This window comes from Streptococcus oralis (assembly GCF_001075875.1).
GTDB classification, from domain to species: domain Bacteria; phylum Bacillota; class Bacilli; order Lactobacillales; family Streptococcaceae; genus Streptococcus; species Streptococcus oralis_I.
Window position 1 is genome coordinate 1 of the sequence record NZ_JUOS01000171.1, and the last position, 9,114, is coordinate 9,114.

The window sequence follows — 9,114 nt, forward strand, 5'->3', positions numbered from 1 at the left end:
GGTCGTTCATTGCTTGACCACATCTACAAGTCCATTTTCCCATAATTAACCTCAGTCACGGCTTAATTCTTCAAGAAAAAATTGATTGAGAGCTCCCCAACCTCTCTTATCATTCTTACACTATGTTAATTTTATCAGATTTCTAATACTTTATCAAAAAATTATTATAGTATCTACAGAAAAAAAGCCTAGGATAGGCTTTTTCATCTGACAATATCTTTATACATGTCTGGTCTTCTGTCTCTAAAGAGACCCCAATTCAGGCGCTCATTCGCTCCCTTGTCAAGGTCATAATTAGTTAACAAGATAGCTTCGCCTTGCCGTTCGGCTTGACTTAAAATAGCTCCTGTTTCATCGGTCATAAAGGATGAACCGTAGAAATTAAGACTTGAACTTTGGTTACCATTTTCCTCGCAAGGAGTGACTTCTTCTAAACCATAACGATTGGCTGCGATAACTGGCACAATATTTGCTGCTGCATGTCCCTGCATGGTACGTTGCCAATGACCACAACTATCTGTATCCAAAATAGGCTCTGAACCAATAGCTGTTGGATAAAAGAGCAATTCTGCGCCATTTAGAGCAAGGCAACGGGCTGTTTCAGGGAACCATTGATCCCAACAGATGCCAATTCCAATCTTGGCATAGCGAGTGTCCCAGACCTTGAAGCCTGTGTTTCCAGGTGTAAAGAAGAATTTCTCCTGATAATAATGGTCATCTGGTATATGAGTTTTACGATAAACGCCCAGTACTTCTCCATCTGCATCAATGACAGCAATGGAATTGTATAAGACATTACCATCTTTTTCATAGAAACTAATCGGTAAAACGACCTTTAGCTCTTTGGCAATTCCTTTGAAATGCTGAATAGCTGTATTTTCAGACACAGACTGGGCATACTGGTAGTAGTCATACTGACGTTCCTGACAGAAATAGGGACGTTCAAATAATTCTGGTAAAAGAATGATCTGGGCTCCTTGCTCCGCAGCTTGTCGAACCAAACGTTCAGCTGTTTGGATATTAGTATCCACATCCTTAGCGCATTGCATCTGAATGGCTGCAACCGTTACATTTCTCATCTTTTTCTCCTATTCTGGAATTTGTTGGGTAATACAGTGGATATTTCCACCACCTAAAAGAATATCTCTTGCAGGAATTCCGACAACATCACGGGCTGGGAAACACTGGCTCAGAATATTCAAGGCCACTTGGTCGTTAGCATCCTGAAATTGCGGCACTAATACAGACTTATTAGCAATGTAAAAATTTACATAGGAAGCTGCTAAACGTTCCCCGGCATAGCGCTCCTCTTCACCTTCTTCATAAGTATAGCCCGGCAAATCCTCCTCTGTAACTACTTGATGAATAGCTGGGATTGGAAGTTTATGAATAGTGAAACTCCGGCCTTTTCCATCGGTTTCCTTCTCTAAAAGAGCTAGATCTGCTGCAGACATGGCATACTGGGGATCACTTTCGTCGTCCGTCCAAGCCAAGACAAGTTCTGCAGGACCAACAAAGGCTGCAACATTGTCGACGTGTTCATTTGTCTCATCTTGATAAATACCGTAAGGCAACCAGATAACTTTTTCAGCACCAAGACTCTCTAGTAAGATCTTTTCAATCTCCTCTTTAGTCAGGTGAGGATTACGACCAGGACTAAGCAAGCAACTTTCAGTTACGAGAATAGTTCCTTGACCGTCACTATGTATAGCTCCACCTTCCAGTACAAAAGGTTTGGCATCGTAAACAGGTATTTCCAACTCCTCAGCAAAACGACTGGCTACTTGGTCATCTGCTTCATAGTCTTGGTAAAGACCGTCAACAGTACCACCCCAGGCATTGAAAGACCAATCTACCGCCAACTTTTCCCTCTGATCATTGAGGAGAATGGTCGGACCAGTATCACGCGCCCAGGCATCATTTGTCGGAATATCTAAATAAACAACTTGGTCTCCTAGATAGGATTGCGCTTCAGATAGATAGTCCTCCTCAACCAAAAGGTAGACTGTTTCCCCCTGAGCAATCGTTTTGATAATCTGGCTAAAAGCTTTTTTTGCAGCCTTTCCTTGAAATGGCCAAGACCCTGGTCGAGTAGGCCATATCATGAGAGTCCCATGATGGGGTTCATACTCTGCAGGCATACGATAACCTAATTTCTTTGGGCTGTCCATCATGATAATCTCTCCTTAAAGTCTTGGTAGCCAAATGCTTTGACTAGACTGCACTCACCCTCTTTATCCATGAGATACAAACTTGGAAGTCCAATCCCGTTAAAGGTATTATTTTTGACAAATGAGTAAATAGCCATGTCTTCAAAATAGAGGCGATCGCCAATCTCAATCGGTTTTTCAAAGCTATAGTCTCCAATGATATCCCCTGTCAGGCAAGTATTTGAAGAGAGTCTATAAGTATAAGGTTTTTCTTGTGCTTCAAATCCATCTCTCAATGGGGGACGATAAGGCATCTCAAGAACATCTGGCATATGGCAGCTTGCCGAGGCGTCTAGCACCAAGGTCTCAATCCCATTTTCAACAATATCCAAGACTTCTGTCGCTAGATAGCCCGCATTAAGGGCAATGGCTTCACCTGGTTCGACATAGACATCAAGGTTATAGGTTTCTCGAATACGTTTAATCTCAGAGATCAGTAAGTCCACATCATAATCATCTCTCGTAATATGATGTCCACCACCCATATTGAGCCATTTAACTTGGTGCAAATAAGCTCCAAACTGCTCTTCTACTGCTTTCAAAGTCGTTTGTAAATCATCTGCCCCTTGCTCACAGAGGGTATGAAAATGAAGTCCGTCAACCAATTCCAATAAATCACTTGGTATCTTGTCTGAAGTCACTCCAAAACGAGAGCCAGGAGCACAAGGATCATAAAGCGCGTGGTCACCCTGCGTTGAACATTGAGGATTGATGCGAAGACCCACACTGATACCAGCCTCACGACAACGTTGACCATACTTTCGAAGTTGTCTCTCTGAGTTAAAATCAATATGATCCGATATTTGCAGTAGCTCTTCCATATCTGATTCCTTGAAAGCAGGTGCAAATACATGGACTTCTCCCGGAAACTCTTCTCTAGCTAACTTAGCTTCATAGAGTCCACTAGCCGTCGTACCTGATAGATACTGGCTAATTAGGGGATAGGTTTTATAGAGAGAATAAGCCTTTTGAGCGAGCAACACCTTACAGCCTGCCTTTTCCTGAACCTCTTGCAAAATGCTACAATTTTCTTCTAGTTTTGCTAAATCAATGACATAGGCTGGTGTTGGTACTTGTTCTAACTTCATTAGTCCACCATTTGTGGATTTTCAACCACAACCCATGGCAAACCGTATTTATTTAAAGCTTCCATGAATGGGTCTGGATCCAACTCTTCAAGGTTATAAACTCCAGGCTGTTTCCATGTACCATCCATCACTAATTTTGTCCCAATCATGGCAGGAACACCTGTTGTGTAAGAAATGGCTTGTGATCCAACCTCTGCATAGCACTCCTGATGGTCGCAAACATTGTAAATGTAGATGGTCTTTTCAACGCCATCTTTGACGCCTGTAAAGATACATCCGATATTTGTTTTACCAACAGTACGTGGGCCAAGGCTTGCAGGATCTGGAAGCAAGGCTTTCAAGAATTGGATTGGTACGATTTCTTGTCCGTTAAAATTAATAGCATCTGTACGAAGAAGACCAACGTTTTCCAAGCATTTCATGTGCGTTAGATAAGATTGACCAAATGTCATAAAGAAACGAATGCGTTTAACACCTGGAATATTCTTTGCTAATGATTCGATTTCTTCATGGTGGAGGAGATACATGTCTTTTTGACCAACTTGTGGGAAATCATACTCACGTTTGATAGACATAGCTTCGACCTCAACCCATTTTCCATCTTCCCAGTAAGAACCTGGTGCAGAAACCTCACGTAGATTGATTTCTGGGTTAAAGTTTGTCGCAAATGGATAACCGTGGTCACCACCATTACAGTCTAAAATATCGATATAATGGATTTCATCAAAATAGTGTTTGAGGGCGTATGCTGAAAAGACGCTGGTTACCCCTGGGTCAAAACCAGAACCAAGCAAGGCAGTTAGACCTGCTTTCTTGAATTTCTCTTGGTAAGCCCATTGCCATGAGTAGTCAAAGTAGGCAGTAAAACCAAGCTCCTTACAACGTTTCTCATAAATAGCACGCCATTCAGGGTCTTCTGTGTCCTCAGCCTCATAGTTGGCAGTATCGATATAGTGGACACCTGTTGCCAAACAAGCATCCATAATAGTCAAATCTTGGTATGGTAGAGCTACGTTCAAAACAGCTTCTGGTTTGTAGCTTTCAATCAAGGCAATCACTTCTTCTACCTTGTCAGCATCAAGAGCAGCTGTTTCAATCTTTGTATTAGTTTTGCCTTCTAATTTAGCTTTCAAGTCATCACATTTTGACTTGGTACGGCTAGCAATCATAATTTCTTTAAAAGTTTCGCTATCTTGGCAAATCTTTGAAATAGCAACTTGGGCAACGCCCCCACATCCGATAACTAATAAACGACTCATTTTTTTCCTTCCTCTTCTTCTAAAATGTCTTCAACGTATTTTGGCAACATAAAGGCACCAATGTGTAAGTTTGCAGTATAGTATTCTGTGAATAGCTGGCGTTTTTTCCAGCCTTCCTTATCAAAATCTTTGACAGGGTGATATTTTTTTGATGCAAATCCAAACAACCAATAGCCAGCAGGACTGGTAGGTATATGTGCTTGATAAACCCGGCTAATTGGAAAAGCTTGATTGACCTTGCGGTGCATGCTTCGGCAAGCAGACTCATCTTCGTCAAAGAAAGGACTACCATGCTGATAGATCATGATTCCGTCTTCTTTGAGAGCCCGGTAGCTATTGCCGTAAAATTCCTTGGTAAAGAGCCCTTCCGTATGTCCAAATGGATCAGTCGCATCATTGATGATAATGTCGTAATCATCTTCACAGTTTCTCAAAAATCTCAGTCCATTTTGATAATAAATAGTGACACGAGGATCATCTAGCCCAGCAGCAAAGTCTGGAAAATACTCACGACAGACCTCAACCAACATCTCATCCGGTTCCACGATATCAATCTGCTCCAGTTCAGGATAGAGTGTTAATACCTGGGCAACACCTCCGTCACCACCCCCAATAACCAAGACTTTCTTTGGATTGGGATGGACAGCCATGGGAACGTGGACGGTCATTTCGTTGTAGACAAAATCATCTGCATCCGAGAACAAGACATGCCCGTTTAAAATCAAAATCTTTCCAAAAGCTGGCGTATCTAAAACTTCAATATCCTGCCATTCACTTTTACCAGCGTAGAGTTGCTTAGCTGTTCTCAAGGACAATTTCACATCTGGAGTGTGAACCTCAGAAAACCATAAATCCATCTAGTTCTCCTTTCTCTCAATGACATTGATGTGGTTGACCTCTGGATCTTCCGTTCCTTGGAGGGAACAACCACGTTCTTTGGCAAATTGAATATAATCGACAATTTCTCGTGTAATCCGTTCACCTGGCGCTAGGATTGGAATACCTGGAGGGTAGCACATGACAAATTCCCCACAGACTTGCCCCACAGACTCGTCCAGGGTTAAACTTCTTCTCTCTGAATAAAAGGCTTCCTGAGGAGATAGCACCAACTCAGGCTGGATATATTCTCCAGCAATCAAGTCCTTCCCATCTCGTGAGTAGAGTCTCTTGATATCAGCTAGCGCACCCACCAAGCGTTCAATGTCTTGAATGCGGTCACCAATTGAAATGTAGGCCAAGATATTCCCAATATCACCAAACTCAATCTGAATATCATATTCGTCTTGCAGGAGATCATATACCTCGATTCCTGTTAGGCCGATTCCTTGGGTGTAGACTGACAACTTAGTAACATCAAAATCACAGACAGACACACCGTCTACTAGCTCTTTTGAGTAGGCATAGTAGCCACCGATAGCATTGATTTCACGACGAGCGTACTCGGATAGCTCAATGACTTTCTCAAAGGATTCTTTACCACGGAGGGCCAGATTGCGGCGTGAAATATCCAAACTAGACATTAGTAAGTAAGATGCTGATGTTGATTGGGTCAGGTTAATGATTTGACGCACGTACTCAGGATTCATCTGATCCCCAACTAAAAGAAGTGAACTTTGTGTCAAGCTACCACCAGACTTATGCATAGACACTGCTGACATATCTGCTCCTGCATCCATAGCAGATAGAGGAAGTTTATCTGTAAAATGCAGATGGGCACCGTGTGCCTCATCTACTAAGACTTTCATTCCTGCAGCGTGAGCCATCTCTGTTAGCCCCTTAAGATCTGAACAAATCCCATAGTAGGTAGGATTGTTGATTAGGATAGCCTTGGCATCTGGATGTTCCTGAATAGCTTGTGCTACACGCTCATTTTCAAGCCCCAAAGCAATACCGATTTTTGGATCCACACTCATCTCAATATAAATGGGAATAGCGCCACATAAAACGAGCGCATTGATAGCTGACTTATGAACATTTCGAGGAAGGATGATCTTATCTCCAGCTTTACAGGTGGAGAGAATCATAGTTTGAACAGATGAGGTTGTGCCCCCAATCATTAAAAAGGCATGAGCAGCACCAAAAGCTTCTGCAGCTAGTTCCTCAGCTTCTCGGATAATCGAAATGGGATGCCCCAGATTATCCAAGGGCTTCATAGAGTTGACATCTATGCCTACACATTTTTCCCCTAAAAGTTCAACCAACTCTGGGTTTCCACGGCCACGCTTGTGACCAGGTACGTCAAACGGTACAATTCTTTTCTTTCGTAACTTGACCAACCCCTCATAGATAGGAGCTTGGTTTTGATTTAACATTATAAAGACATACTCCTTTACCATAGTTTTACACCTTAACCATGTAAGGCTCTAAAGGATACTTATGAAAAAAGAGCAGGTTGGCACCTGCTCTACAATCTACTGACGTGTTTATGTTTGTTTCTTTTGAGTATGTCTGTTCCTGATGTTTCCTAACTCTCTAGTAGCAAATATTACGTACTTTATTGATCGTTTCACAAGATGACGTGTGCTTTCACCACACTAACAAATCTATACGAATTAGAACTAATGTTCTAACATCAACTTATAAAAGTAGGCTTTTAACCCTATCAATAATGTGGCTTTTCAACCACGCTTCGGCATTCAACCCTGCCTGTCCGTAGGCATTTTTTACTCGGGTTTATATTTGCTAGAAAACATCATCTCATTTTCTAAGCTTCATTACTATATCATGTTTTCAGATACTTGTAAAGTATTTTTAGAAACTTTTTTAAATAAATTCATTTTTTTGTTCGTGAAAATCAACGAACCATAAAATAGAAACCGTTTTAAAATAAGTTCAAAAAAATTAAAAAGGAACTAAAATACTCAGCTCCTCAATTAGTTATAAGTACAGTCAACTATTCAAAATCCTATCTAGTCATCTCGTGCTACTTGAACAGCTAGCTCAAAATCAGTCATCAAGTAATTTTCATCCAGATGGATGAGACTATAATACTCATTCCAAAATAGAGAGTCACTGTTGCTGGACCACTTTAATCCATACCACAATTGAGTGACATCACTTGTATGTGATGGGGGAATTGACCATAGATGCTTTTTAAAAGTTTCTTGAACAAGAGAAACATCCAGTCGAGTAGACAAGTCAAGTTCATCTAATTTGAGAGTGATAAAATGTTTTTTAGCTGCCTCAATACTTTCCTTGTTAAATCGAACCTGAATAACCTTAGAATCTTCTAAAGCCACATCCTGGTCCTCAGCACCGTAAAAGGAAATACTCCCCAGTACTATGCCATCTTTTGCTAGGAGATAGGGAGCGTAAGGAACAGCATTGCTATCCAGTCTGAAGCCTTTTTCGATGACGACTGTTTTATCTCCAGGATACTTTTGGAAACTTCCCTCTGTCAAGAGCTCTTCGTAGTCGCTACCACCATCACCCTGTCTTACATAGATGTCAAATCCAGCATCCATCAGCTCACTGGCTTTGGTTTCTGCTAAAATGATTTTACTTTCATTAATTTGCAAAATCGGTGCTTGAGGTGGCAAACCAATCGTGAGATTAAACATGACTCCTACCAGAAAGACCATAAAGGTTATAAGGAGGGCAAGTAAAGACTTTCCAGTCCTTTTTCTTGCATTGAAAAGAGCCATTATAGCTGGGAGGAAGATCATTTTGGCTAAAATAGAATTCCCAACACCACCTCTATTTAAGGCCTGAAAAGCAAAGATCCCTGCAATAGCAATCAACGTCAGGTAGACTAAAATCTCGCCTAAACCCAGTTTTTCTGTTCGAGTTTGTTGATTTACAGGGGTTTCGTACAATGACTGCCCGTTCTCTTTCCTCTTTTTTAGAAAGAGATAAAAGCCCAGACCGAGAAGCAGATTAAAGATTGCAAAAACTATTAAAGTACCTATTATCGCCGTTCTAGCCATGGCTCTCTACTCCTTTATGTTCTCTCTCAAATCTTATCTTTCTCTTTAGCACCCAATTCCCAATCAATAAGACTAGCAAGAAGAAGGGGCAACCTTCTATGACCACAATGGGCAAAGCCAGTAGAGCAATCATCAAAAAACTAGCTTTCTTTTGACGCCAACTACCGCCCCATTCTCCGTTTATCAGTCCACCTAAATAGTCGACGTAATCAGTAAACCAAGTCAATAAGGGATTTTGAAAATCACTAGCCCTAAGGTAAATGAACAAAGCCGAATTTAGCAAAACATAAAGAATTCCAAGGACTAGAATAATCTTTTGACTAGTTCGAGTAGCCTCTAGAAGGATTTTTTCTCTCTTCTCTGACTCTATTTCCTTGAGACTTGGGTCCTTACAAGAGAGTTTTTCAAATCTATAGACCAGAAATCGGTAGAGATAATACTTTTTTATATTACGCTTCATAAAAACCTCAATCTAGGAAGGACACTCAAATATAAATCATGGTCTAAACATCTAATTTCAAGGAATTGCCTTCCAAATAGACAGCTTTTGACTCAGTGATTTTGATTTTTTGATCTTCTGAAAAGCCAATGGTTTCACCGTCCTTTAAGGTGACATCACTGCCTAAAACAT

The 9,114-nt window shown here is 41.1% G+C and carries 9 protein-coding genes; all 9 read right to left on the reverse strand.

All coding sequences use genetic code 11. The features are described from left to right. Window positions 1-203: 203 nt before the first annotated feature. Window positions 204-1,079: an N-carbamoylputrescine amidase gene (gene aguB, locus ADM33_RS09060; protein WP_049504662.1), complete on the reverse strand. Its 876-nt coding sequence runs from the start codon at window positions 1,077-1,079 to the stop codon at window positions 204-206. A gap of 9 nt (window positions 1,080-1,088) precedes the next feature. Next, entirely contained in the window at window positions 1,089-2,174 is a 1,086-nt protein-coding gene (gene aguA / locus ADM33_RS09065; RefSeq protein ID WP_049504663.1) for an agmatine deiminase, read from the reverse strand. After that, the gene (gene nspC, locus ADM33_RS09070; RefSeq protein ID WP_049504665.1) at window positions 2,171-3,298 is read right to left on the reverse strand and encodes a carboxynorspermidine decarboxylase; all 1,128 of its coding nucleotides are present in this window, start codon (window positions 3,296-3,298) and stop codon (window positions 2,171-2,173) included. Before nspC ends, aguA begins: the two co-directional genes overlap by 4 nt. Next, on the reverse strand, window positions 3,298-4,557 hold the full coding sequence (locus ADM33_RS09075; protein WP_049504666.1) for a saccharopine dehydrogenase family protein: 1,260 nt from the start codon (window positions 4,555-4,557) through the stop codon (window positions 3,298-3,300). The genes nspC and ADM33_RS09075 overlap by 1 nt, the downstream gene beginning before the upstream one ends. After that, a complete protein-coding gene (speE, locus tag ADM33_RS09080) occupies window positions 4,554-5,414 on the reverse strand; it encodes a polyamine aminopropyltransferase (protein ID WP_049504668.1) in 861 nt (286 codons plus the stop codon). Before speE ends, ADM33_RS09075 begins: the two co-directional genes overlap by 4 nt. Continuing rightward, window positions 5,415-6,869 (reverse strand): aminotransferase class I/II-fold pyridoxal phosphate-dependent enzyme, encoded by a 1,455-nt coding sequence (locus ADM33_RS09085; RefSeq protein WP_049504671.1) that lies wholly within the window; start codon window positions 6,867-6,869, stop codon window positions 5,415-5,417. A 597-nt stretch (window positions 6,870-7,466) separates the two neighbouring features. Beyond that, a complete protein-coding gene (locus ADM33_RS09090; protein ID WP_049504673.1) occupies window positions 7,467-8,483 on the reverse strand; it encodes a hypothetical protein in 1,017 nt (338 codons plus the stop codon). Next, window positions 8,476-8,943, reverse strand: a complete 468-nt coding sequence (locus tag ADM33_RS09095) for a hypothetical protein (RefSeq protein WP_049504675.1) — start codon at window positions 8,941-8,943, stop codon at window positions 8,476-8,478. Before ADM33_RS09095 ends, ADM33_RS09090 begins: the two co-directional genes overlap by 8 nt. Window positions 8,944-8,986: 43 nt before the next feature. After that, window positions 8,987-9,114: DUF4261 domain-containing protein (locus tag ADM33_RS10990; protein WP_152906834.1), on the reverse strand; the 128-nt coding region annotated here is incomplete at its 5' end.